This window comes from Pedobacter sp. G11 (assembly GCF_003860265.1).
Taxonomy (GTDB): domain Bacteria; phylum Bacteroidota; class Bacteroidia; order Sphingobacteriales; family Sphingobacteriaceae; genus Pedobacter; species Pedobacter agri.
Genome location: NZ_CP034190.1, coordinates 5006808 through 5032428, shown reverse-complemented (window position 1 = coordinate 5032428; position 25621 = coordinate 5006808). Strand labels below are relative to the sequence as shown.

The 25621-nt window shown below is 37.8% G+C and carries 24 protein-coding genes; 13 read left to right on the top strand and 11 right to left on the bottom strand.

Features of this window, described 5'->3' with window-relative positions; translation table 11 throughout:
• The first annotated feature begins 72 nt into the window (after positions 1 to 72).
• The 4 genes from EA772_RS21780 to EA772_RS21765 all read left to right on the top strand — a co-directional run bounded on the left by EA772_RS21780 (position 73) and on the right by EA772_RS21765 (position 2999).
• The gene (locus EA772_RS21780; protein WP_246834011.1) at positions 73 to 438 is read left to right on the top strand and encodes a DUF4783 domain-containing protein; all 366 of its coding nucleotides are present in this window, start codon (positions 73 to 75) and stop codon (positions 436 to 438) included.
• A 121-nt stretch (positions 439 to 559) separates the two neighbouring features.
• The gene (nadC, locus tag EA772_RS21775) at positions 560 to 1402 is read left to right on the top strand and encodes a carboxylating nicotinate-nucleotide diphosphorylase (RefSeq protein WP_168187617.1); all 843 of its coding nucleotides are present in this window, start codon (positions 560 to 562) and stop codon (positions 1400 to 1402) included.
• 50 nt (positions 1403 to 1452) lie between these two features.
• Entirely contained in the window at positions 1453 to 2103 is a 651-nt protein-coding gene (gene plsY, locus EA772_RS21770) for a glycerol-3-phosphate 1-O-acyltransferase PlsY (RefSeq protein ID WP_010600199.1), read from the top strand.
• 92 nt (positions 2104 to 2195) lie between these two features.
• Entirely contained in the window at positions 2196 to 2999 is an 804-nt protein-coding gene (locus EA772_RS21765) for a M48 family metallopeptidase (RefSeq protein WP_116167419.1), read from the top strand.
• A 111-nt stretch (positions 3000 to 3110) separates the two neighbouring features.
• Here the strand turns inward: EA772_RS21765 and EA772_RS21760 are convergent, their stop codons facing one another.
• The 4 genes from EA772_RS21760 to EA772_RS21745 form a co-directional block, all read right to left on the bottom strand.
• A complete protein-coding gene (locus tag EA772_RS21760) occupies positions 3111 to 4370 on the bottom strand; it encodes an anthranilate synthase component I family protein (protein WP_124914922.1) in 1260 nt (419 codons plus the stop codon).
• 227 nt (positions 4371 to 4597) lie between these two features.
• Positions 4598 to 5878 (bottom strand): adenylosuccinate synthase, encoded by a 1281-nt coding sequence (locus EA772_RS21755; RefSeq protein WP_124914921.1) that lies wholly within the window; start codon positions 5876 to 5878, stop codon positions 4598 to 4600.
• A gap of 38 nt (positions 5879 to 5916) precedes the next feature.
• On the bottom strand, positions 5917 to 6408 hold the full coding sequence (locus EA772_RS21750; RefSeq protein WP_010600195.1) for a Fur family transcriptional regulator: 492 nt from the start codon (positions 6406 to 6408) through the stop codon (positions 5917 to 5919).
• A gap of 195 nt (positions 6409 to 6603) precedes the next feature.
• The gene (locus EA772_RS21745) at positions 6604 to 8811 is read right to left on the bottom strand and encodes a bifunctional (p)ppGpp synthetase/guanosine-3',5'-bis(diphosphate) 3'-pyrophosphohydrolase (protein ID WP_010600194.1); all 2208 of its coding nucleotides are present in this window, start codon (positions 8809 to 8811) and stop codon (positions 6604 to 6606) included.
• A gap of 110 nt (positions 8812 to 8921) precedes the next feature.
• On the opposite strand from EA772_RS21745, the gene EA772_RS21740 reads away from it, so the two are divergent.
• The 4 genes from EA772_RS21740 (at position 8922) to EA772_RS21725 (ending at position 12383) form a co-directional block, all read left to right on the top strand.
• Complete coding sequence (locus EA772_RS21740; protein WP_124914920.1) at positions 8922 to 9536, top strand: DUF4294 domain-containing protein; 615 nt, start codon at positions 8922 to 8924, stop codon at positions 9534 to 9536.
• Positions 9537 to 9541: 5 nt separating this feature from the next.
• Positions 9542 to 10057 carry a glutathione peroxidase gene (locus EA772_RS21735; RefSeq protein WP_124914919.1) on the top strand — a complete coding sequence of 172 codons (516 nt, stop codon included), beginning with the start codon at positions 9542 to 9544 and terminating at the stop codon, positions 10055 to 10057.
• 1 nt (position 10058) lies between these two features.
• Positions 10059 to 10775 (top strand): bacillithiol biosynthesis deacetylase BshB1, encoded by a 717-nt coding sequence (bshB1, locus tag EA772_RS21730; RefSeq protein WP_124914918.1) that lies wholly within the window; start codon positions 10059 to 10061, stop codon positions 10773 to 10775.
• 246 nt (positions 10776 to 11021) lie between these two features.
• Positions 11022 to 12383, top strand: coding sequence for an acyl-CoA dehydrogenase family protein (locus tag EA772_RS21725; protein ID WP_124914917.1), 1362 nt, complete (start codon positions 11022 to 11024; stop codon positions 12381 to 12383).
• 162 nt (positions 12384 to 12545) lie between these two features.
• Here EA772_RS21725 and EA772_RS21720 read toward each other — a convergent pair whose 3' ends face one another.
• From EA772_RS21720 to EA772_RS21710, 3 genes are all read right to left on the bottom strand, one after another.
• Positions 12546 to 12947 carry a hypothetical protein gene (locus EA772_RS21720; RefSeq protein ID WP_124914916.1) on the bottom strand — a complete coding sequence of 134 codons (402 nt, stop codon included), beginning with the start codon at positions 12945 to 12947 and terminating at the stop codon, positions 12546 to 12548.
• A 2-nt stretch (positions 12948 to 12949) separates the two neighbouring features.
• Positions 12950 to 14281, bottom strand: coding sequence for an L-lysine 6-transaminase (gene lat / locus EA772_RS21715; RefSeq protein ID WP_124914915.1), 1332 nt, complete (start codon positions 14279 to 14281; stop codon positions 12950 to 12952).
• Between the two features lie 214 nt (positions 14282 to 14495).
• Positions 14496 to 15365 carry a 1-aminocyclopropane-1-carboxylate deaminase/D-cysteine desulfhydrase gene (locus EA772_RS21710; protein WP_124914914.1) on the bottom strand — a complete coding sequence of 290 codons (870 nt, stop codon included), beginning with the start codon at positions 15363 to 15365 and terminating at the stop codon, positions 14496 to 14498.
• 380 nt (positions 15366 to 15745) lie between these two features.
• Here EA772_RS21710 and EA772_RS21705 point away from each other — a divergent pair, with 380 nt between their 5' ends.
• Positions 15746 to 16774: an RluA family pseudouridine synthase gene (locus tag EA772_RS21705; protein ID WP_116167428.1), complete on the top strand. Its 1029-nt coding sequence runs from the start codon at positions 15746 to 15748 to the stop codon at positions 16772 to 16774.
• Between the two features lie 3 nt (positions 16775 to 16777).
• Positions 16778 to 17617, top strand: coding sequence for an aminotransferase class IV (locus EA772_RS21700; RefSeq protein ID WP_116167429.1), 840 nt, complete (start codon positions 16778 to 16780; stop codon positions 17615 to 17617).
• Positions 17618 to 17665: 48 nt separating this feature from the next.
• Here the strand turns inward: EA772_RS21700 and fmt are convergent, their stop codons facing one another.
• Positions 17666 to 18574 carry a methionyl-tRNA formyltransferase gene (gene fmt / locus EA772_RS21695; protein WP_116167430.1) on the bottom strand — a complete coding sequence of 303 codons (909 nt, stop codon included), beginning with the start codon at positions 18572 to 18574 and terminating at the stop codon, positions 17666 to 17668.
• 88 nt (positions 18575 to 18662) lie between these two features.
• Between fmt and EA772_RS21690 the strand changes: the two genes are divergently transcribed.
• Together EA772_RS21690 and EA772_RS21685 are read left to right on the top strand one after the other, a co-directional pair.
• Positions 18663 to 19709 carry a DNA topoisomerase IB gene (locus EA772_RS21690; RefSeq protein ID WP_116167431.1) on the top strand — a complete coding sequence of 349 codons (1047 nt, stop codon included), beginning with the start codon at positions 18663 to 18665 and terminating at the stop codon, positions 19707 to 19709.
• A gap of 24 nt (positions 19710 to 19733) precedes the next feature.
• Entirely contained in the window at positions 19734 to 21581 is a 1848-nt protein-coding gene (locus tag EA772_RS21685) for an ATP-binding protein (RefSeq protein ID WP_124914913.1), read from the top strand.
• Between the two features lie 38 nt (positions 21582 to 21619).
• Here EA772_RS21685 and EA772_RS21680 read toward each other — a convergent pair whose 3' ends face one another.
• Positions 21620 to 21826, bottom strand: a complete 207-nt coding sequence (locus EA772_RS21680; protein WP_238533754.1) for a hypothetical protein — start codon at positions 21824 to 21826, stop codon at positions 21620 to 21622.
• Positions 21827 to 21947: 121 nt separating this feature from the next.
• Positions 21948 to 23219, bottom strand: a complete 1272-nt coding sequence (locus tag EA772_RS21675; protein WP_124914911.1) for an exo-beta-N-acetylmuramidase NamZ domain-containing protein — start codon at positions 23217 to 23219, stop codon at positions 21948 to 21950.
• 168 nt (positions 23220 to 23387) lie between these two features.
• Here EA772_RS21675 and EA772_RS21670 point away from each other — a divergent pair, with 168 nt between their 5' ends.
• On the top strand, positions 23388 to 24608 hold the full coding sequence (locus tag EA772_RS21670; protein WP_124914910.1) for an FtsX-like permease family protein: 1221 nt from the start codon (positions 23388 to 23390) through the stop codon (positions 24606 to 24608).
• Between the two features lie 84 nt (positions 24609 to 24692).
• Here the strand turns inward: EA772_RS21670 and EA772_RS21665 are convergent, their stop codons facing one another.
• Positions 24693 to 25619, bottom strand: coding sequence for a bestrophin family protein (locus tag EA772_RS21665; protein ID WP_010603000.1), 927 nt, complete (start codon positions 25617 to 25619; stop codon positions 24693 to 24695).
• Between the last annotated feature and the right edge of the window lie 2 nt (positions 25620 to 25621).

The following is a 25621-nucleotide window of genomic DNA, read 5'->3' as shown; positions in this document are numbered from 1 at the left end:
GGCATAATTTTAGCTATAGGGTCATTATAAAATACAGAAATGATCCGGAGCTTGTTTTTACTAATTATTAGTTTGTCATCATTAAATGGTTCAAAAGCCTTTCAGGCTGATATTATTGATGATTTATCCTCGTATTTTAAGGCTAGCAATGCCAGTCAGATTGCGAAAAATTTTGCTTCAACAATTGAGTTAATTTTAATTGATGAAGAAGATGTATACTCCAAAGCACAGGGTGAGCAGATTTTAAGAGATTTCTTTATCAAACACCCTCCCGTAAAAACAAGTATTTTTCATAAAATTAATACCAATCCTAACTATCGATTTGGCGTAATCGTTTTGAGTACTTCGAAAGAAACCTTTAGGGTATCACTAACGATGAAAAAATTTAACAATAGCTTTCTAATTACAGAATTGCGGATTGAACCAGCCAAGGATTAATACAAACCTCTCTAATTTCTTCTCTAATTAGGTAATAGCGTGAATCAAACGTCGCTTTAATTTTGTCAGCGGATTGTCTGCTCACAAATAATTCCTATTTTTGCATCATAAAATCTCAATTTTGGATATTCAACTTATACATCAATTCATTAAAAATGCACTTGCCGAAGATGTTGGCGATGGCGATCACACTTCACTATCAACTATTCCTTCCGGAACGCAAGGCAGAGCAAAATTAATTATCAAAGAAGATGGTATTTTAGCAGGAATGGAACTTGCCGTTGAAATTTTTGCTGTAGTAGATGCAAGCTTAAAAGTTGATGTGCTTTTGAAAGATGGAGCTGCTGTTAAGGTTGGCGATATCGGTTTAACAGTTTCTGGCAGTACCCATTCTATTTTAATTGCAGAGCGATTGGTTCTAAATTGTATGCAACGTATGAGTGGCATCGCAACCAAAACGCATCGCATTGTTTCGTTGTTGAAAGACACCAAAACTAAAATCTTGGATACCCGAAAAACCACACCAGGATTACGCTATTTAGAAAAATGGGCAGTTCGTATCGGTGGCGGGGTGAATCATCGCATCGGATTATATGATATGATTTTAATAAAGGACAATCATGTGGATTACGCCGGGGGGATATCAAACGCCATAAAAGCTGCTCAAAAATATTTAGCCGATCAGCAAAAATCGCTACAGATTGAAATTGAAGTGAGGAATATTGAGGAATTATCTCAGGTATTAGCCACTGGAGGTGTTGACCGTATAATGCTCGATAATTTTAGTTTTGACAATTTAAAGGCAGCAGTAAAGTTGATCGATGGTAAATTCACTACCGAAGCTTCAGGGGGAATAACGGAAGAAAATGTTTTGGAATATGCAGCCTGTGGTGTTGATTTCATTTCTATGGGTGCACTTACGCATTCAGTTAAAAGCTTAGATATTAGTCTAAAAGCATACTAAAGGTGATTTGCTATAAAATGGAAAGCTTATTTTTTGTATCATTGTAGGCTATGGTTACGGTTTATTCTCTCAGCGCATTATTAGTTGCCTATCTTTTTGGATCAATCCCTACCGCTGTCTGGCTCGGTCAGGCTTTTTATGGTGTCGATGTGAGAGAATACGGAAGTGGCAATGCAGGAGCAACCAATACCTTCCGTGTTTTGGGTAAAAAAGCCGGTATTGCCGTAATGATCATCGATATTGCAAAAGGCTACACCGCAACCAATCTTGCCTACCTTATTGGCATGTCGGTAACCGGACCACAAAATTCAGTCATATTCGTAAATTACCAGCTTGCACTCGGCGTAACCGCTGTAATGGGGCACCTGTTTCCTGTTTTTGCCGGTTTTCGTGGAGGAAAAGGAGTGGCAACCCTTTTTGGAATGATTTTGGCAGTTAACTTCGAAGCATCTATGCTTTGTGTTCTGGTTTTCGTGGTGGTGTTATTATTAACTAAATATGTTTCATTAAGCTCCATTTGTGCGGGATTTACTTTTCCACTAAGTGTAGTCTTTTTGTTTCAGGTTTCAATAAAATCTGAAGTGCTATATGGCATGGTAGTTTGTATATTGATTTTAGTTACCCACCAAAAAAATCTCGAAAGATTGCTGAAAGGCAAGGAATCTAAAGTGTATTTGTTTAAGAAAAAAGCTAATAATTAACAAAAACACATTCACTAAAACTTATTTGTAGGCATGCTGTTTATTACTTCGGTTTGCTAAAACAAGTATTACTAATCATTTAAAATTGCGTTATGAAAAAATTATTTTTATCAGCAAGTGTTGCTGGGGTTTTACTATTTAACTCATGTTCTACTGTTCCTTTAACGGGAAGAAGTAGGCTAAGCCTGGTTGATGATAGTTCTTTACAACAGCAAGCAGCAATTGGATACCAGCAATTGTTGAGTGATCCACAAACTAAGGTAGTTTCATCAAACAATGCAAACTCAGCGATGGTAAAACGAGTTGGCCAAAAAATAGCTGCTGCAGTGACTCAATATATGAACCAGAATGGTTTTGGAGAACAAATCAAAAACTATAAATGGGAATATAATCTGATAGAAAGTAAAGAAATTAATGCGTGGTGTATGCCCGGTGGTAAAATTGCTGTTTATACTGGTATTTTACCAGTAACAAAAGATGAAGCCGGTTTAGCAACTGTAATGGGACATGAAGTGGCTCATGCTATTGCTCAGCATTCTGCAGAGCGAGCTTCTCAAATGCAGGCTGCGCAGGTTGGCGGAGCATTGGTAGGTGCAGCTTCATCAAATTCAAAATATGCTGATTATATTAACCAAGCCTATGGTATTGGCGGACAGTTAACAATATTGAAATATGGCAGAAATCAAGAGTTAGAGGCCGATAAAATGGGGTTGTCATTTATGGCAATGGCTGGTTATAATCCATCAAGTGCTATAGGTTTCTGGCAAAGAATGGCGCAGGCGAGTGCCGGCTCACAAAAGCCACCTGCTTTTTTAAGTACGCACCCTACCGACCAGTCTCGTATTGCACAAATACAAAGAGATTTACCAGAAGCAATGAAATACTATAAAAAATAATAAAAACGTTAAAGGTTGAACATTAAGGGTGGAAAATTAGTATAATGCTAATTTTCCACTTTTTTATTTTATAGCTAACCAGCTATTTAAATTATAGTAAACCACTATTGACTATTCAGCATTCAGCACCTTCAAAATAGCACTTGCTTTGAGCATACATTCCTCATATTCTTTCTCCGCATCGCTATGATAAGTGATGGCCCCACCAACCTGGAATGATAAATGCTGATTAGCTGAATGATAAAGGATACTTCTTATCACCACATTGAAATCAAAATTTCCATCAGGACTAATGCAGCCAAACGAGCCAGAATAAACACCTCTTTTTGTTTCTTCATATTGCTCGATCAATTCCATTGCTTTTACTTTAGGCGCACCCGTCATTGATCCCATTGGGAAAGCATTTTTGATGGCATCAATAAAATGAATCGCTGGGTCAAGTTCGCAAGTGATGGTAGAAATCATTTGATGCACCTGTGGAAAGCTATAAATGCCAAATAGCTCTTCAACCTTTACCGAGCCTTTTACCGCCGATTTCGTTAAGTCATGACGAACCAAATCAACGATCATCACATTTTCTGATTGCTCCTTAACGTCGTTTCTAAGCTGAATTTTGATTTGCTCATCTTCTTTCGAATCAGCGCTCCTTCTCGCAGTTCCTTTTATAGGTTGTGATATTAATTTCGAACCACGTTTAGCTAAAAAACGTTCCGGTGTTGCCGACAAAATATAATGCTCATTAACCTTTAAGAATCCAGCAAATGGAGTAGGGGATATGTCATTCAACAAACCGAATGTTCCAACTGGGTTAATTTTCGCATTTTCGGCAAAAAATTCCTGGCAAAAATTCACTTCATAAATATCACCTCGGATAATGTGTTCTTTTAATTTTTCTACCTTGTTAAGGTATGCTGTTTTTGAGAGCCTCCGCTCAATGTTCAGGTGACCAGTAGATTCACTTTCTTCAATCTTGAAATCAATTATTTCATTTAGAACAGCATCATCGCCAATTAATACTTCAGCCATTCCGTTTTTAACCGCAATTAAGTATTTAGGGATAAAAAAGTATAGTTCAGGGAAATTTAGATGATCAGTATTGTAAGAAACCAAATCTTCAATTTCGTTTTTCAGATCATAGCTGAAAAAACCAAAAAGCCATTGTTTGTTAGCTTCATGGAATGCTTTTAGTTCTTCAAATGCATTGCCGGAGTTGCATTGAATTTCTGCCTGAACGTCAACCGCTAGAATAAAATCATAAGCCGAGTAAACATCGGGATATTGGTTGGAATCTAATAAACAACAAACATCGAACTGGTTAGCCCAGTGTAATGCCTTTTGTTTGAATGCTGATGTATGATCCGTGTTTTTCAAGCTGCGGCAAAGGTAACTAAACCCGACATAAGTGGAAAGCTCCCGGTGTAGATTCTTTCAATTTGCGAAACCGTAAAATCGGGACTTGAAACATTGGCGGGGACTAACGTTAATAGTTGTAGTTGATATGCTTTCCAATAAAAAAAGCAATCCAAACGGATTGCTTTCATATTTTTAATTTATCGTGACTATAAAGCTGAAAATATTTCAGCTCTGTGAACCCTATATTAACGTAATTCTAAGGTTTGGGCTCTATCAGGACCAACAGATAAAAATTTAATTGGCACTTCTAATTCTTTTTCTAAGAACGCGATGTAGTCTGTTAGCTTCGATGGAATTTCATCAACTGAGGTGATTTTAGTAACGTCAGTTGCCCAACCATCAATAGCTTTTAAAACTGGTTTTGGTTCGATTGAAATAATGTCGTAAGGCATATAATCAATGGTTTCGCCATTATATTCGTAGTGTGTACAAGCATAAATGGTATCAAAGGTATCTAACACATCAGCCTTCATCATGATCAGTTCGGTTACACCGTTGAGCATAATAGCATATTTTAATGCAGGAAGATCGATCCAGCCGCAACGACGGGCACGACCAGTAGTTGCACCAAATTCATGACCTAAAGCACGTAAATTTTCACCAACTTCATTGTCTAACTCAGTGGGAAACGGACCGCCACCAACACGGGTACAGTAAGCTTTAAAAATACCGTAAACTGCACCAACTTTATTAGGCGCAATACCTAAACCAGTACAAGCACCTGCAGTTGTGGTATTACTTGAAGTTACAAAAGGATAGGAGCCGAAATCTACATCTAATAATGTTCCTTGTGCACCTTCAGCTAAAACAGCTTTTCCTTCTTTTAAATAACCGTTAACAAAATGCTCGCTATCTACATGAGGAATGCTTTTCAAGAATTCAATAGCCTCAAAGAAAGAAGCTTGTTTTTCAGCCAATTCGTATTCAAAACCTTCATAATGAGAAAGGATTTCGGTATGTTTTTCTACTAATTTAGTATAACGTTCTTTGAAATCCGGAAGGGTAGTATCGCCAACACGTAAACCATTACGGCCAGTTTTGTCCATATAGGTTGGGCCAATACCTTTTAAGGTTGAACCGATTTTGTTTTTACCCATGCGAGCTTCGTTGGCTGCATCTAATAATTGGTGGGTTGGTAAAATCAGGTGCGCTTTACGGGCAATAACCAATTTGCCTTCTGCAACAGGATCATGACCAGCTTTTTTTAAATTATCAAGCTCTCTTTTTAAAATGATAGGATCGATCACTACACCATTACCGATAAGGTTCATGGTTTTTTCGTTGAAAATTCCTGATGGGATGGTGTTCAGTACGAATTTTTTACCATCGAACTCTAAAGTATGCCCGGCATTTGGACCACCCTGAAAACGGGCGATTAGATCATATTTCGGACTGAGTACATCAACGATTTTTCCCTTTCCTTCATCGCCCCATTGCAGGCCGAGAAGTACATCTACTTGCGTCATTATTAAAAATTTAAGCTGGTTTTATTTTGTGGATTGATTTAATTTGCTTCGAGCTTTGCAGCCTCAGTTTCATTTACTTTTCTAGCCATACTGCAATCTGAGCAGAAGCCATAAAGGTTTAAAGAATGGTGTTTTACATCAAACTTTAAAAGATCGCCAACCATGGTTTGAATTTGATGGATGCGAGGATCGCAGAATTCTACCACCTTACCGCACTCAATGCAAATCACGTGATCGTGCTGACGGTAACCGTAAGATTTTTCGAACTGCGCCATGTTTTTACCAAACTGGTGTTTGGTAACCAGATCACATGAAACCAATAATTCTAAAGTATTATAAACCGTAGCCCGGCTTACACGATACTTTTGGTTTTTCATGTGGATATAAAGGGTTTCAACATCAAAGTGATCGTTTCGGGAATAAATTTCTTCCAGGATGGCGAAACGCTCTGGTGTTTTGCGTAGATTTTTGTTTTCTAAATAAGCCTCAAAAATCTTGCGAACGAGCTCATTTGTATTTTGTTCTGACATAGTTTTTAAACTCCGTTCAAAGGTAGGTAATTAGTTTGATTGTTTAATTGTTGGATTGTTGAAATGTTGTAATAACTCGGTTGCAGGTTATGATTTACAAGTGGCAGGTTGTGTGATACTGATCAGATATGAAAAATAAATTCGTGTGTTAAACCTTTTTCCAACTGGCTTCTAAACCCACAACCTATAACCCATTTAAGCATCAAATCTTGTTACACCGGTAACGCCTCTAACTTTTAGTAAGTTTCTGATTAAGTTTTCCAGGTGCTCCGTATCATTTACAAAAATCATAATTGAGCCATCAAAAATCCCTTCATTGGTATCCACCGTAATTGATCGCATGTTTACTTTAAAATCTGTAGAAATAACCCTGGTGATGTTATTGATCAATCCTACATCATCAATTCCAACAATGCGAAGTCCGGTTAAAAAAGTTAATTCTTGTTGTTTGTTCCATTTTGCTTTAACCACGCGATAACCATAATTCGCCATCAGTTGCGCAGCATTAGGACAGTTGGTTCTGTGGATTTTAATGCCTTCACTTACGGTAATGAACCCAAAAACATCATCTCCGGGAATTGGATTACAACATGCTGCAAGTGTATAATCAATGCGTTGCATGTCTTCGCCAATAAGCAAAATGTCCGAATCACCACCTTTAATTTTATTTTTGATCCCATCTACTGAAAGGTTTTCCGGGCGTTCCGGGCCGCGGCTTTCTACTTCTTTTTCGGTATTCAGATATTCTTTAATGTCTTTAAGCTCGATTTTGCCTAAAGCAACGTTCACGAACAGTTCCTGCGTAGAAGGGAGTTTGAAGAAATAACTGATTTTCTGAATATTATCGGTGTTGTAGGTGATTTTCAGCGATTTCATCTTCCGCTCCAAAATCTCTTTCCCGTTGTCTGCTATTTTCCGTTTTTCTTCTTTTAGTGATGACTTAATTTTGGATTTAGCTTTCGCCGTAACCACAATATTTAGCCAGTCTTCTTTAGGCGTTTGCTTGCTGGAAGTGATAATTTCTACCTGATCGCCATTTTGAAGTTTGTATGAAATTGGAACCAATTTGTGGTTCACCTTTGCGCCAATACAGGTTGCACCGACACCAGTATGAATTTCGAAAGCAAAATCTAAGGCAGTAGCACCTAACGGCAATTGAATCAGAGCGCCCTTTGGAGTGAAAATGAAAATTTCATCAGAGAAAAGGTTCATTTTGAAATCGTCGAGGAAATCCAGGGCATTTGCTTCAGGATTGCTCAGCATTTCTCTGACCTTCTGAATCCATTGATCCAAACCATTATCATTGCTTGATTCTTTGTATTTCCAGTGTGCAGCAAAACCTTTTTCCGCAATTTCATTCATGCGTTGTGTACGGATTTGCACTTCAACCCACTGTCCGCGGGGACCCATCACTGTAGTATGCAAACTTTCGTAGCCATTTCCTTTTGGCGAAGAAACCCAGTCTCGTAAGCGATCGGGATTTGGCCGGTATAAATCGGTAACAATCGAATAGGCTTTCCAACAATCAGCTTTTTCGTTTTCGTAGGCGCTGTCTAAAATGATACGAATGGCAAAAAGATCATAAACCTCCTCAAAAGGAATATTTTTCTTTTTCATTTTATTCCAGATGGAATGGATAGATTTTGGACGGCCGTAAACATCGGCAACCAAACCCTGTTCATGAACAATTTCATCAATAGGTTCAACAAATTTCTTGATGAACAACGCCCTTTCTGCCTTTTTCTCGTTAAGCTTTTTTGCAATAAATTTGTAAGTATCGGGATCGAGATATTTCATTGAAAGATCTTCCAATTCTGATTTAATGGCGTATAAACCTAAACGATGAGCAAGTGGTGCGTATAAATAAATTGTTTCTGATGCGATTTTAAGCTGCTTATGGCGGGGCATAAAATCCATTGTACGCATATTGTGCAAACGATCGGCAAGCTTGATCAAAATTACGCGAACATCATCTGCAAGCGTAAGCAGCATTTTCCTGAAGTTTTCTGCCTGCAATGAACTGTTGGTATCAAATACGCCAGAAATTTTGGTTAAACCATCAATAATCTTTGCCGTTTTCTTTCCAAATTCACGTTCAATATCCTCCAGTGTGATGTCAGTATCTTCCACCACATCATGTAACAGGGCGCAAACAATAGAAGTAGTACCTAAACCAATTTCTTCTGCTGCAATTTGAGCAACTGCAATTGGATGATAAATATATGGTTCGCCCGATTTTCGGCGCATATCTTTATGGCTTTCCAGGGCCATATCGAAAGCTTTTCTGATCTCTTTCTTATCGCCCCGCTGTAATGTAGATTTACTTGCCCGTAATAATGCCCTATATCTTTTTAGAATTTCCTGCTTTTCCGCCTCTAAATCAATCACTAACTCTGTTTTCATTTGTTTTTTTTGCGTAAAAATTTTCGTCTTATATATGAATAAAACTTATATTAGTTCTGTTGAACGACTAATATATGAAATAACACCTAACTTTGTGAAAGTATAAATTTATGAAATTTAAAGGGCTATTCATTCTGTTTATTGTCATGATTTTTGGTGGAAAACTAAAAGCGCAAGACCCAGTGCAGCCAGTTTTTCCTAAACTGGGTAAACAGGATACCATTCAGGTGGCTTCTACAAATGATAACGGGGTGATGATTCCCTGGATGCAGTTGCAGGATGTTAGCATTTTTGCAAACAGAATTTGGAAATCTCCGGCAGAAAAGGCTGCTTATAACCGATTGCGTTACAATGTGTTGAAAGTAATGCCTTATGCTATATTTGCCAAGCGCAGGTATGAGCAACTGGAGCAAGATATAGCCCGCACCCCTGAAAAAAGGGAGCAGAAAAAGTTGGTTAAACAGTGTGATAAGGAAATTAAAGACATGTTTAACCGTGAGATTAAGGAATTAACCATTACTCAGGGACAAATTTTAACCAAACTTATTGATAGAGAAGTTGGAAGAACAACATACGATATTGTAAAACAAACAAAAGGCGGTTTTGCTGCCTTCTCCTATCAAATTGTCGCCCGGGTAGTTGGGCATAATTTAAAAAGCACCTATAATCCAAATGAGGATCGGGATATTGAATCCATCATTCGTACTTCTGGATTTTACCAATAAAAATAATGCAGGAGCGCATTCCGAATATTTACTCCTTCAAGGTTAAAAAGATCAATGGTGATGATCAGCCATTGTCGGCCTTTCGAAATAAAGTTTTACTTGTGGTTAACACCGCATCTGAATGTGGATTTACGCCACAATTGAAAGAACTTCAACAATTAAGAGAGGAGATTAATCATCCTGATTTCGAAATTTTAGGTTTTCCGACAAATGATTTTGGTAAGCAGGAACCGCTAAACGGATTGGATATCGCCACCTTTTGCGAAATTAATCACGGCGTAAAGTTTCCGGTGTTTGATAAAATTATGGTTCGCGGAGAATTTATCCATCCACTTTATCAATTTTTAAGCGATAAAAAACAAAATTCGAAGCTGAGCTCAAAACCGAGATGGAATTTCCATAAATATATTATAAACAGAAAAGGAGAACTGGTTGATTTTTATTTTCCTTTCACCAAACCTTTAAGCTCAAAAGTTAAGAAAAAAATTCAGCAGCTGTTGAATGAAAATGCCAATAAATAATATGAAGTTAGATATTTTAGTTATAGCCGTTCACCCCGATGATGCAGAACTTTGTTGCTCCGGAACTATTTTAAAACATATTGCACTAGGTAAAAAAGTTGGCATTGTAGAATTAACCAGAGGGGAGTTGGGCACCCGTGGTACGGCTGAAACCAGAGATGAAGAAGCTGCAGATTCTGCTAAAATTCTGGGTTTACACGCCCGTGAAAATTTAAGAATGCGGGACGGTTTTTTCCAAAACGATGAATATCATCGCCTGGAAGTAATCAAAGCGATCAGAAAATATCAACCAGAAATTATTTTAAGTAACGCCCTTGAAGATCGTCACCCAGATCATGGTAGGGCAGGCGACTTGGTTTACGACTCCGTTTTTCTATCAGGTTTGCCTAAAATTGAAACAGAACTTGATGGCGAAAACCAAGCTGCACATCGGCCAAGATTACTGTTGCAGTATATTCAGGATAGGTATATCAAGCCAGATATTATCGTTGATATTTCCGATCATATGGATAAAAAAATTGAATCGATCAAGGCATTTAAAACTCAATTTTACAATCCGGATGTTGATGGGTTACAGACTTATATCTCCTCTCCTGAGTTTTTTGAAACCATTACCGGCCGTTCCCGTGAATTTGGTAAAAGTATTGGTGCCACTTTTGGTGAAGGTTTCACTTCCAGAAAGTTGCTTGGTGTAGATAATCTGTTTGATTTAAAGTAATTCTATACTGAACCAAAAAAAAAAGCATAGCGCAATTTTATCGCATAGTGCAACAAGCTTTGATAGAGAAAACCGAGGCAGATCAATATTTAAGACTAAGCTTTGTTTCATGCTTTTTTCTTTGTGTGCACCGTGGTTGAATAAAAGTTTTTCCAGGAGCTAATAGATTCTTCCTTATCCTGACTGAAGAGAAAGCGCAAATCCAACAAAAGCGCCGCTCATTTGTTATTCTCAAAACGAATAATAATGGCGAATATATTTTCTTCACTCAAAAACGCGTATAACCTCTTCAAGCATGTAGATTTTGCTAAGCTTGATGCATTATCAAGAAAAGTTGATTTACCAAAAATGGTCGAAACCATTTCAAATCTTGATGATAAGCAAATATCAGGCATGATGAAAATGATGGGCGGTTCTGGAAAAAAAAGAGAACTGCCTCCAATTGATGGAGATTTTTATCAGTTGGGCGACGAAGCACTTAACGATGAGGACCGTGAATTACAGTTAAAAGTAAGGGCGTTTCTAGAGAAAGAGGTAAAGCCGATTGTAAATCATTATTGGAACAGAGCTGAATTCCCATTTGAAATTATCCCCAAACTTGCCGAGCTTAACATTTGTGGCTTAACTTATAAAGGTTACGGTTGCCCGGGAAAATCTAATTTAATGGAGGGAATTCTGGCAATGGAAATGGCCAGAATTGATACTTCGATTTCTACATTTTTTGGTGTTCAAAGTGGTTTAGCCATGGGCTCCATTTATCTTTGTGGGTCTGAAGCTCAGAAGCAGCAATGGCTTCCTTTAATGCAAAAGTTTCAAGTTATTGGTGCATTTGGCTTAACTGAACCCGAAGTAGGTTCGGCAGCAGCTGGCGGTTTAACTACCACATGCAAAAATGTTAATGGGAAATGGATTTTAAATGGTCAGAAAAAATGGATTGGTAATGCCACATTTGCTGATATCTTAGTTATTTGGGCTCGTGATGAAGGTGATGGCGAAGTAAAAGGTTTTATTGTTAAAAAAGATAATCCCGGGTTTGCGGTAGAAAAAATGCAGGATAAAATGGCTCTGCGTATTGTTCAGAATGGAATTATTACGTTAACAGATTGTGAGGTTGAAGAGGCAGATCGCCTGCAGAATGCAAACTCGTTTAAAGATACCGCCAAGGTTTTACAGATGACCAGGGCAGGGGTTGCCTGGCAAGCGGTGGGTTGCGCCCGAGGGGCCTATGAAAATGCGCTGGATTATACCAGGACCCGTAAACAGTTTGGAAAACCAATTGCATCTTTTCAGCTGATACAAAATCATCTGGTAGAGATGTTATCAAACCTAACAGCTATGCAAACTTTGTGCTTTCGGTTGTCGCAACTGCAAGATCAGGGGTTACTGAAAGATGAACATGCATCTTTGGCGAAAGTTTTCTGTTCATTGCGTACCAGAGATGTGGTAAGCAAAGCCAGAGAGGTAATGGGTGGAAACGGTATTTTGCTGGAATACAATGTTGCCCGTTTCGTGGCTGATGCAGAAGCAATTTATTCTTACGAAGGTACGAAGGAGATTAATACCTTAATTGTAGGTAGGGCAATTACCGGCTTCTCGGCATTTGTATAGCAATGCAACTGGGTTGTGACATTGGTGGTAATGCGCTGTAATCGCTATCTAAACCCGATTGGCTCGGATGCCAATTGATTTAATTTGGCAGGAGGGAAAGCGGGACTGGCGATACCATAAGGGCTCAGGTGGTCATTTGCAGGAGAAAAATGATCTTAAATTCTAAAATGGATGCTTATTGAAAGCCACCTGGCTCATTGCACTTTTTTCGTATAAAGCGATGCATGACTGATTAAATTGGGGATCAAAGTTTACCTCTCCAGGTTGCAGTGTGTTGGGCACATTTGTATTTTGCATGAAGAAGTAAACTTTAGTATTCCCATATTTAGTATGAGGCATTAAGTTGCCGTAATCTTCCATCTCTTTCCAAACAGAATCTTTAACAGTTACAACATAAATACGTTGTACTGGTCCGGTATTATTAGCATTTCTATATTTCGCAACTTCTGTAAAACCAGCTTTCATATCTTCTACACCAGGCTGGTTAAAGGTGTCTTTTGCGATAAAAAATATCAGAATCAAAACGAAAACTGATATGAAATAAATTAGTGATTTTCTGCTCATGCCTACAATAAAGGCAATATTTTTTCCATCACCGTCAAACCTTCGTCAATATGTTTTTGCTCAATACAAAGTGCCGGGCGGAAGCGGATGGTTTTCTCCCCACAACCTAAAAACATCACATTATTTTCCATGCCTTTACTGATGAAAGCATTACGCATTTCTTTGTTTGGGAAATCGAATGAGCACAATAAGCCACGTCCTCTAACATTGGTCATTTTGTCGAACTTATTTGCGAACTGTAGCAGTTGCGTTTGGAGATACGAGCCAATTTTTTCTGCATTTTCACATAATTTATCTTCTTCAACAATTTGCAGAATTTGCGTAGAACGAACCATGTCTACCAGATTTCCGCCCCAGGTGGAGTTGATGCGGCTTGGTACTTTGAAAACATTGGTTGCTACTTCATTAACCTTATTCCCAACCAAAATACCGCATACCTGCATTTTTTTGCCAAAGGCTACAATATCTGGTCTTGCTTTTTCGCTAAAATGCTGATGACACCAGAACTTGCCTGTTAAACCTACGCCGGTTTGTACTTCATCATAAATCAAAAATGCCTCGTTTTCATCAGCAATCGATTTTAACTGGATTAGAAACTCTTCCCTTAAGTGATTATCGCCACCTTCAGACTGAATAGGCTCCACGATAATGGCACAGATATCGTCTTTGTTTTCCGCAAAGGCTTTTTTAATCTGAGCAATTGATGCTTCTTCTGTTTGAATGGCGTGTTGCAAATGATCCCCGGAAAGTGGAAATTTTACCTCAGGAACCGAAACTCTTGGCCAATCGAATTTAGCGAACCATTTCGTTTTATCAGGCAAGGTGTTGGTTAAGCTTAAAGTATAACCTGATCTTCCGTGGAAGGCTCTTTCAAAATGCAATACTTTAAATCCTTTTTCTTCGGTATATCCCTTGGCGAAGTTCTTTTGCACTTTCCAATCCATGGCTACTTTAATTGCATTTTCAACCGCAAGTGCGCCTCCGGCAATAAAAAAAGCATGTGGTAAATAATCAGGAATGCCAACTTTCGAAAATGTTTCTATAAACTGTGCATATTGCTGGGTGTAAACATCAGAATTTGAGGGATTGGCCATTGCGGCAAGCAATAAATTTTTCTTGAAGTTTTCATCATTCACCATTTTAGGGTGATTATATCCTAGCGGAACGGAAGCGAAGCAGGTAAAAAAATCGAGCAGTGTTCTGTTGTATTTCGAATCGTAAATATAAGCCCCATGACTTTTCTCCATGTCATAGGTAAGATCGAAACCATCAGCTAAAATGTGCTTGCTCAAAGTTTCGTTAACGCGATCGGCAGGTACTGTTAATTGGTACATAAACTTGGATTTGGTATAATTCAAATTTAGTAAAATGTGCCTAAAAGCAAAATTTAAGCACTTTTTGTACCGAAAGCTAAAAAAATAGGTTTAAACTGTTTAAAGTATGATTATAGACGAAAATTGATTTTAGACTTCATGAATGTGGAAAACTTTTTTAATTAAATCGATTCAAAATTTAATTTAACTGAGGTATTCCTACTGGACGTTAAGCTTAAAATTTATTTTTCATTCCCAAAATTCCCAGTAATCCACCTGTATGTATGGCTAATATTTTATCATTGGCATTAATGATGTTTTTTCGCTGAAGATCGGCAATGGCATAGAACATTTTCGCGGTGTAAACAGGATCTATAAGCATTCCTGTTTTTTCAGTGAAATTTTTGATAAAGTGAATCAATTCTGGAGTGGTTTTAGCATATCCGCCAAAATGAAAGCCGGTATGTAAAGTGAGGTGATCAGAGATGGAAGTATATTTAGAAATTTCGTCTTTAATAAACTCTCCTCCTTTTAAGACAGGAATGACATGAAGTTTGGTATGTAGATTTTTGTACTGAATAGCCTTCAATAAACCGGCAGCCGTAGTTCCTGTTCCAGCTGCAACGAAAATATGATCATAAGTTTCGTTTAGTTCTGTGATAATTTCCGTACAACCTTTTACCGCTTCTTCAGATGCTCCACCTTCATCAATAAAGTACGCATTCGAGTCATCTTCAAAATGACTTTTGAAGAGTAAAGTTTTGTTTTTATAGCTTTGCCTATCTACAAAAATCAACTTCATTCCAAAGAGGGAACAAAGCAGCAGCATCTCATTTTGCACTGCTTCTCCTCTAACAAACGCTGTTGATTTAAAACCGAACCGAGCAGCAGCAGCGGCAGTTGCTACCAGATGATTTGAATACGCTCCACCAAAAGTGATTAGATGTTTTTTATTTTCGTTCGAAGCCTTTGCTAAAATGTACTTTAACTTCCTCCACTTATTTCCAGAAACATAAGGGTCGATCAGGTCATCACGCTTAACAAAAAGATTATCAAACAGATCTATTTCTATTTTCTGTACAGGACTGTATATTTCTTGAAACACGTGTAAAAATAAAAAACACCTGCACAATGCAAGTGTCTTTTGGGCGTTTTCTTTAGATTTTTTCTACTTGAAATATATTTTCCTCATTAGATAAGGAAAAAAATTAAGTACAATCTTAACGTTTTGAGTAAAATTTTTCATAATTGTTATCGATTAGATCTAGGTGTTAACAAAAAATAAGCCAATATTGTTTTAAGTTGTAAGGAAATTAGTTTCTTAACAATAATTTAATTTCCTTCATTCATTTTTTGTCCTTTTAAAGTCGCAATACATTGAGTGCGAGCAGAGATAAAACGGAACAGATAGCTCGTTAATAAGCACTTTTTGCTAAAACTTAAGTCATTAGAAAAATCTTGGCGTTAAAAGTTTATTTTTGCAGAATGGAAAATGTGGTCGAGTTACCAGAATCAGAAGAGCAGGAGTTATACGAACATTTAAAAATTGTGGTAGATAAGGGTCAATCCTTATTGCGTATTGATAAATTTTTGATGGTTCGTGTAGAGAATGCTTCGCGTAACCGAATCCAGAATGCAATTGATGCCGGCAATGTTTTGGTTAATCAAAAGCAAATAAAGGCCAGTTACAAAGTCAAGCCATTTGATGAAATTTCAATTGTTCTTCCTCATCCGCCACGCGATACAGAAGTTTATCCTGAAGATATTCCACTAGATATTATTTATGAAGACAGTGATTTGTTGGTGGTAAATAAGGTTGCGGGCATGGTAGTTCATCCGGGTTTTAATAATTACACCGGCACGCTGGTAAATGCTTTGGCTTTCCATTTTGAACAGTTGCCGCAATTGCCTGGAAATGATGGCCGACCTGGGTTGGTTCACCGAATTGATAAAGATACTTCCGGACTTTTATTGATCAGTAAAAATGAAAAGTCAATCACCCATTTAGCCCGTCAGTTTTTTGATCACAGCATTACCAGGAAATATATTGCGCTGGTTTGGGGCGATATAGAAAATGATGGGACAGTAACGGGTTATATTGGGCGAAGCGTAAAAGATCGCCGGGTGATGGACATTTATGACGATGAAGAAAAAGGCAAATGGTCTGTAACGCATTACAAAGTTTTAAAACGTTTAGGCTATGTAACCTTAATTAGTTGCGAACTGGAAACGGGTCGTACACACCAAATCAGAGCGCACATGCAACATATCGGGCATCCCTTATTTAGCGATGCCATGTACGGCGGCGATAAGATTCTAAAAGGAACTACGTTTAATAAATATAAACAGTTTGTAGATAATTGTTTCGAATTACTGCCAAGGCAGGCATTACATGCACAAAGTTTGGGCTTTATTCATCCAACAACAAAAGAATATATGCATTTTGAATCGCCACTTCCGGCTGATTTTAAAGCTGCATTAAATAAATGGGAAAATTACATCGCCGCATCTTAATATATGTCTCAAAAGTATCTTTTATTTAATGATGAATTTCATGCGGTTGATGCTCCGATATTAACGGCTTCGAACAGAAGTTTCAAGTTTGGTGATGGGCTTTTCGAAAGTATGCGCATGATCGATCATAAACTTCAGTTTGCTGATTTTCATGCCGATCGTTTAATTGGTGGAATGAAAGCCCTTAAAATGGATGGTCATGCTTTGATGGATGATTATTTTTTGCGCCAGAAAACTGCTGATTTGGTGAAAAAAAACAGATGGAACGGCAATGTTCGTTTCCGGTTATCGGTTTACCGTGAGGGTGCAGGAGTTTACACGCCCGAAATTAACAAGGCAGGTTATGTTTTGGAAGGAATGCCATTAACAAGCAATCAATATGAGCTAAATAGTAAAGGTTTAATTATTGATGTTTATGATGAAATAGCGAAGCCGATTAACAAATTGTCGAATTATAAAACATCAAATGCGTTACCTTATGTAATGGCCGGGATTTTTAAGAGTCAAAATCGTTTAGATGAGGCGATGATTTTAAATCAAAACGGTTTTTTGTGTGAGAGTATCAGTGCAAATGTTTTTGTAGTGTACAATGATCAGATTTATACGCCGGCCTTAACTGAAGGCTGTGTGGGTGGAGTGATGCGAAGCGCAGTGATGCAACTTTGTAAAATGAACGATCTGGCATTGGTTGAAGCACAAATTAACCCGGAAATTTTGAAGGAAGCTGAAGAAGTTTTTATTACCAATGCCACACAAGGCATCCAATGGGTAATGGGTTATGGTAGAAAAAGATATTTCAATGAGGTTTCGAAGTTTCTAATTGATAAGCTGAACGCACTTTAGTTTTTGTTTGTGCAAATGTAATTCGCCTGAATGGACTTAAAAACCATTTTACAATCTCATTCCACGGAGAAAATCTTCGATAGCCATGCGTTTTTTTCCTTCGTATTGAATATCTAAAAGTTTAATAAAACCATCTTTTGTTGCAAACTTTAAATAAGTTTTTCCATCAGTTAAAAAGCCGCCTGCTACTATTGCAGGTTCCTTATCCTCTAATTCTGCCTTAAAAATTTTAAGCGTTTTATCATTTAATAAAGTAAATGCTGTTGGATACGGACTTAATCCGCGAATCAGGTTAAATATCTGCTGTGATGAATTGTTCCAGTTGATTTTGCAATCATCTTTAAAAATTTTCGGAGCGTGTTTTAAAACATCATTTTGTGGTTGTGGCTGTTCGGTATAATCTCCTTTTTCAATTGCCGTAACGGTTTTTACCAACAACTCGGCACCGATGTGCATCAGCTTGTCGTGCAGGTCTCCGGCAGTTTCTTCATCTGAAATAGGGGTTGATGCACTTTGAATAATGGCCCCTGTATCAATCTCATGCGTCAGGAAAAATGTAGTAACACCGCTTTCTTTTTCTCCATTAATAATGGCATGATTTATTGGCGCTGCCCCGCGATATTGTGGCAACAGCGAGCCATGAAGATTAATTGTTCCTTTTGGCGGCATATTCCAAACCACTTCAGGTAACATTCTGAATGCTACAACCACTTGTAAATCGGCCTGGTAAGCTTTTAGTTGTTCCAAAAATTCAGGATTCTTTAGTTTTTCTGGCTGCAGAACCGGGATGTTCTTTTCTATAGCGTACTTTTTTACAGCACTTTCATTCATTTTCTGACCACGACCTGCCGGTTTATCTGGAGCAGTAATTACTGCAACAACATCAAAGTTGGCTTGCACCAAAGCATCTAAAGAAGCAACTGCAAAATCGGGCGTACCCATAAAAACTATTTTCATACCAAAGGTGTTGTGTTTTAAATTAACGAGAATGTGCGCATTAAGTTTTTACAAAATAACTAAAAATAAATCATCCTTATAGGTTAAAATGGTACAAGGCAAAGATGTTGTTAAAGCAAACGGATTGGTTTATGTAACCGATTCAATGCCCGGGATTTATCGCAAAGGAAAGCCTGGTAAATTCCATTATGAGGATAAAGATGGTCATAAAATAAGTGAAGAAAAGCATTTAGACCGTATAAAATCGCTGGTGATTCCACCAGCCTGGCAACAGGTTTGGATTGCAAATAAACCAAATGCTTACCTGCAGGTTACAGGCATTGATGCTGCGGGAAGAAAACAATATAAATACCATCCGAAATGGACGAGCCGTCGGTCGGATGATAAATATTTCCGCCTGTTCGAATTTGGAAAGGCCTTACCTGAAGCTCGAAAAAAACTTGCCAAGGACTTAAAAAGAAAGGAACTTGATGAGCGTAAAGTTTTGGCCATTTCTGTTGATGTGCTTCAGAAAACATTAATCCGTGTGGGTAACGAAAGTTACAAACAACTTTATGGTTCCTTTGGATTAACTACCTTACGAGATAAGCACGTTAAAATTAACGGAAGTAAAATCAACATCAATTTCATCGGTAAAAAGGGTGTACAGCAGAATTTAGAACTTAATGACCGGACATTGGCTAAACTGGTAAAAAAATGCCGTGATATTCCTGGTCAGGATTTATTTCAGTTTTATACTAATGGAAAAGAACATAAGGGAATTGATTCAGGGAAAATAAATAACTATATCAAAGAAATAACCGGCAACGATTTTACAGCAAAAGATTTTCGGACCTGGGGTGGCACTTTGGAAGCTTTACGCCAGTTTTCTAAATGTGCTGCAGATAAAGACTGGGAACTCAACACTAAAAAAACGGTAGTGAGTGTACTGGATTGTGTGGCAGAGAAACTCGGTAATACCCGGGCGGTTTGTAAAAGTTCTTACGTTTACCCAATTTTGATTACGGCTTATGAAAATAACGAGTTGGAGAAATATTTAAAAAAAATGAATAACCAGAAGGCGATTGGAAAGCTCGGCCTTGAACATGATGAGAAAGTGTTGCTATCATTTCTCAAAGCCAATGGAAGTAAGTAAAACAAATTATATTTGTTCAGTTTTATGCAAATAGATTTACAAAATAAAGTTTCTTTATTTAATATACTTATTGAAGAATCGGAAATGCCTATCGGCCTGTACGTGGGCGAGGATTTTAAAATTGAAGTGGCCAATAAAGCCATACTTAGTGCATGGGGAAAAGATGCCTCTGTTATTGGGATGACATTAGTTGAAGCATTGCCTGAACTAGATGGGCAGCCTTTTATTAAAATTTTACAGGAGGTTTTCGAAACTGGGGTTGCTTACGAAGCGAAAGAGGACAAAGCGGAAATAATAAAAGATGGTGTACGACAAACATTTTATTTTGACCTTGTTTACAAACCATTAAAAGACCAAAATGGTAAGGTATGGGCCGTGTTAAATAACGCAACCGACGTAACCGAACTTGTAAATGCTAAAATTAAAGTCAAAGAAAGCGAAGAACTTTTTAGGCAGATGATTTACGATGCGCCGGTTGCCATCGGCATTTTGCGTGGACCAGATTTTGTGATTGAAGATGCAAATGATGATTTACTGCACATCTGGCGTAAAGATAAAAGTATACTTGGACTTAAATTACTGGAAGGCTTACCAGAAATTCACGATCAGCCCTTTCCAGAATTGCTGATGCAGGTTTATCAAACCGGGATACCTCATTATGGATATGAAACCCGTGCAAGGTTAGAACACAATGGCAAATTAGACGATTACTATTTCAATTTCGTATACGATCCTGTTCGCGATAAAAACAACAAAGTGACAGGTGTGATGGTGGTTGCCAATGATATTACCACTCAGGTAAAATCGCGTGATGCATTTAGGGAAAGCGAAGAACGTTTCCGGAATTTGGTGCACGATAACCCGATGCCTACAGCACTTTACGAAACCGAGGACATCATAATTAAAATTGCCAATAATGAAATGCTTAAACTTTGGGATAAAGATGCAAGTGTGATTGGTAAAACCATGGAAGTTGCCATTCCGGAACTGGAAGGCCAACCTTTCATTGGTATTTTGAAAGACGTATTTCGTACTGGAATAGCTTACCATGCCGATCAGCAGGTTGCAGAACTATCGGTAAACGGTAGCTTGCAAAAATTTTGGTTCAACTTTACTTACAAGCCTTTAAAAAATGCCGAAGGTAAAGTTTATGCCATTTTACATGCAGCTATTGATGTTACAAAACAGGTTCAGCTACAAAAACAAAAAGATGAGTTTTTAGGCATTGCCAGCCACGAATTGAAAACCCCTGTAACCAGTATAAAAGCTTATGCACAGGTTTTAGAACGGATGATTCGGAATGAAGGTGATGAGAAGAAAGCCAACATGGTACAGAAAATGGATGTGCAGTTAAACCGTTTAACGGGGTTAATTGGCGACCTTTTGGATGTAACAAAGATACAGGCCGGCAAAATGACATTTAATCCTGTACATTTTGATTTTGACTCCATGGTTCAGGAGATGGTTGATGAGATGCAGCATACTACATCGCAACATCTGATCAATACCAGTTTAAATAGCAGGTCGAATGTTTATGTAGATAAGGAGAGAATCGGGCAGGTAATAACCAACTTTCTTTCAAATGCGATTAAATATTCATCTGATGCAAACAGCATTGATGTAGCAAGTTATGCAAGCGACGGAGAAGTTGTTTTAAGTGTTCGTGATTACGGCATTGGCATTTCTACAGAACTTCAGCATCTGGTTTTTGATCAGTTTTATCGTGTGGGCGGCAATTTGCAACATACATATCCTGGTTTGGGTTTAGGGTTGTATATTTCTTCAGAAATTGTCAAAAATGAAGGTGGAAGAATATGGGTGGAGAGTGAAGAAGGCGAGGGTTCGACCTTTTATTTTGCTTTGAAGATCTGATTACGCTTTCATCAACGTAATCAGGTCTGTTTCAAACATTATTCTTTAGGTGCCTTTTTTATCGGATCAACAGGCTGTTCTTCATTTTCCCGTTGTTTTGCCGGATTTTCTGTTTTTGGTGGCTTGTTAGGTGTACTGTCATTTGGCTTCCTAACTGTTTTATGATCTTCAGGCTCTCTTCCTTTTGGAATTTCTTCCTCGTAATTGCTGCCCGGATTGTCATTCGTTTTTTTTGGTCCGCTCATGATATGAATGATTGAATTTAGTACAGAATGACAAAAGGCCATTCTTGATGATAATAACAAAGTTGTTTATACGATTGTTTGAATCCTACTGCTATTCCTCAATCATCTGCTCAATTAATCACTATTTATAAAGCAAATACTTTAGGCGCATCTTTTTATACGCACTTAAACCTGGCTCCCAACTGGCCCGAATTTCTTTCTCACTTTTCCCGGCAATAACCTGTTGCCTGAAATCGCCCACACCAACCAATCGCTCAATGGTTCCCATTTCTTTGCTCAATTTACTGTTAAAGAAGTCTTCTTTTTTCGGCGATGCGTTGTATAACTCAATTAACCAGGAAATATTTACTTGTTTTGATTCACGGAGTTTTTTCGTGTCGTAATTTCTCAAATCTAACCCATAGCAAAGTTGATCTTGAAACAAAGGCGTTTCTGACATCCCTTTTATGCTTTTTGGTGTAAAGCTGAAATCGAATTTTCCTTTCAGGTAGGGAGCGCCTACAATAGTAAAAGGAAACATGGTTCCGCGGCCATGGTTTAAGTATGTGCCTTCAAATAAACACGTTGATGGGTACAAAAGAATTGATTGTGCGGTATTCAGGTTTGGAGACGGTTTAACTGGCAAAACATACTCCATGTCATGGTTGTAATTTGCATTCTTAATTACAGTTATTTTGCATTTTACTTTATCCTTCAGCCAACCTTCGCCGTTCAGCATTTGGGCATATTCGCCAACCGTTAAGCCATGTGCAATAGGAATTGGCTGAATACCTATTCCAGATTTGAATTTAGGGTCGAGAATCGGGCCATCAATCAAATAACCGTTAGGGTTCGGACGGTCCAGAATCAAAAGCTCTTTTTTATTAACAGCACAAGCTTCCATTACATGCTGCAAAGTATTGATATAGGTGTAAAAACGTACGCCCACGTCCTGAATGTCGAAAACCATAATGTCGATATCTGCAAGGTCTTCGGCAGTTGGTGTACTGTGTTTACCATAAAGTGAAACCGCCTTAATGCCTGTTTTGGTGTCAATAGCATCATCAATTTTAACGCCCGCACTGGCATCGCCTCTAAACCCATGTTCCGGACCAAATATTTTCTGAATTTTAACGCCACGTTTTAATAAGCTATCAACAGCCGTTTGATTGCCAATAATCGATGTTGGATTTACAACCATTCCAACGCGTTTGCCTTTTAACAGTGGAAGATATTTTTCCGTTTGTTCTGCGCCTGTTTTAATGGTTTGAGCTGCAGGATCGTTTTTTTCGTTTATAGAAGTTTTGTTAACTAAGGAATTTTTACCTCCTTCTTCCTCTGTAATTTTCGGGCCCTGGCCACAGGCTGAAAATGCAATGAGCGATGTTAAAGCGAAGCTGATGTATTTTTTCATTATATAGGATTTTAAATCGGTTAACGTTAGTCAATCAACCTTAAAACAATTTACCATTTTATTTGATTATTGTATTTAACAGGATTCTTTTTTCATGACCATTATATTCCAAATATATACCATTTTTAAAAAGGATTTAAGCATTTTTGCTGTTACAAAATAATCAAGTTGAATTTCGAATATTTCATAGCCGGGCGTATTGCCATAAAATCAGAGCGTACTTTTTCAAAGCTTATCGTTCGTATTGCCATTGTTGGTGTGATGCTGAGTCTGGCAGTGATGATCTTGTCTATTGCAATTATTAAAGGCTTTAAAACAGAAATCCAGGATAAGGTTCGCGGGTATTTGGGTGATGTTCAGATTACCCGCTACGATCTTAATAATTCTTTTGAGCATTCGCCTTTTGTACTGGATAGCGAAACCGCAAAGAAGCTTAAAGAAAATCCAGATGTCGAATACTTTTATCCATTCGCTACCAAACCCGCTATATTATCAGCTAATGAGGAAATAGAGGGTATCAATTTTAAGGGAGTTGATAAAAGCTATAATTGGGATTACATCAAACAACATATTATTAGCGGAACCATTATCGATTTTTCGGATAGTACGGCTGCTATGCAGGAATTACTAGTTTCGAATTATACCGCAAACCGTTTGAAACTTAAAACCGGCGATGATTTCATCATGTATTTTGTGCAAAATCAGTTAAGGCCAAGGAAATTCAAAATCGTAGGGATTTACGATATTGGAGTAGAGGATATCGACAAAAGTTTTGTGCTCGGTAACCTGAATATCATTAAGCGCTTAAATAATTGGAATGCGAATCAAATTGGAGGTGTTGAAATTCGCATTAAAAACTTTAAAGATCTCAATAAAGTATCGTTAGAGATTTTTGAAAGTTTGCCTCAAAATCTGCGTTCATTTTCGATTGTAGAAAACTTTCCGAACATTTTTAACTGGATGAGTTTGCTTGATGTAAATACGAACGTGTTGCTGATCTTAATGCTAATTGTTGGCGTAATCAATATGGTTACGGCACTGCTCATTATGATTCTGGAGAAAACCAATATGATCGGAATGTTGAAGTCGTTTGGTGCAAGCAATTGGAGTATCATGAAGATATTCCTTTATAATGCGGCCTATTTAATTGGTATCGGTTTGTTGTTGGGTAATATTCTCGGATTGGGCTTAGGCTTTTTCCAGCAGGCAACACACATTTTTAAACTCAATCAGTCTTCGTACTTTTTAACTTATGCACCAATTGAAATTCATTTTATCGATGTACTGGGCTTAAATGTATTAACTGTGGTTGTTTGTTTAATCGTATTGATCATTCCTTCGCTGTTAATTAGCAAAGTGTCTCCGCTAAAAGCGATCAGGTTTAAATAAATAAGCTTCTCCCCATCCAGGGAGAAGACCTATTGTTTTTAACTAACCATTCCAAATCTGGAACAGAACTAAGAATTAAGATTTTTATAAGATGTAATATGAACCAACCTGAGCCAATTCCGTTTGGGGTTTGTCTTCAAGGATTTTATTATCATCTATCATTTGGCAAAGATCGCGTTCAATGGTTCTACAAATCGTTGTAGTTGGCGTATCTGTGGGTTTATTTTCAAAAGGATCTTGCAGATGAACCGCCATTTTTTCTACCAAAAGGAAGAATGCAGCAATCGCAACCACTAAAGGAACTTCCATATAACCGAAATACTCAATCAATCCAAATGGCAAAAGCACAATAAATAAATGGATCGACATGTTGATGTATTTACTGTAAGTTACCGGGAAAACAGTGTTCTTAATACGCTCACATCCACCCATGTGGTTACATAATGCAGTGAGGGTTTTATCAATTTCAATTTGCTGATATTTGTTAATCCAGCCTTCATTCAAAGCTTTTTTCAAATCCATAGCATGCAGTTCCAAAATAGACGTGGTTACATTTTTACGTTTTTTAAGGAATGCTATCTCATCAGCAACTAAAAATTCTTCCAATCCTTTTCGAGGATTAAAACCTCTTAATGATTGGCTCAAAGCATAAGTCCAGGCAATTTGTCGTTTGATAAAGCGCTCTTTGAAAGCCTCTACCTCATGCAAGTCATAAGGGTTTTCTACGAACGATAAAATCTGACGCGATACCGATCTTGAGTCATTTACGATAGCACCCCACAAAATGCGGGCTTCCCACCATCTGTCATAAGCCTGATTCGACCGGAAAGCCAGCAATAATGAGATAATTGTTCCCAGTAAGGCAGGGACCGTAATCGGAATCGAAATCCGGGTAACGTGAAAGTTCTGATAAAGAACTACAATTCCTATAGAATAAGCAATTACAAAAAGCAGTTCTTTTTTGATCTTTCCGAATATATAAGTAAGCGGAATATTATTTCGTAACAGCATAT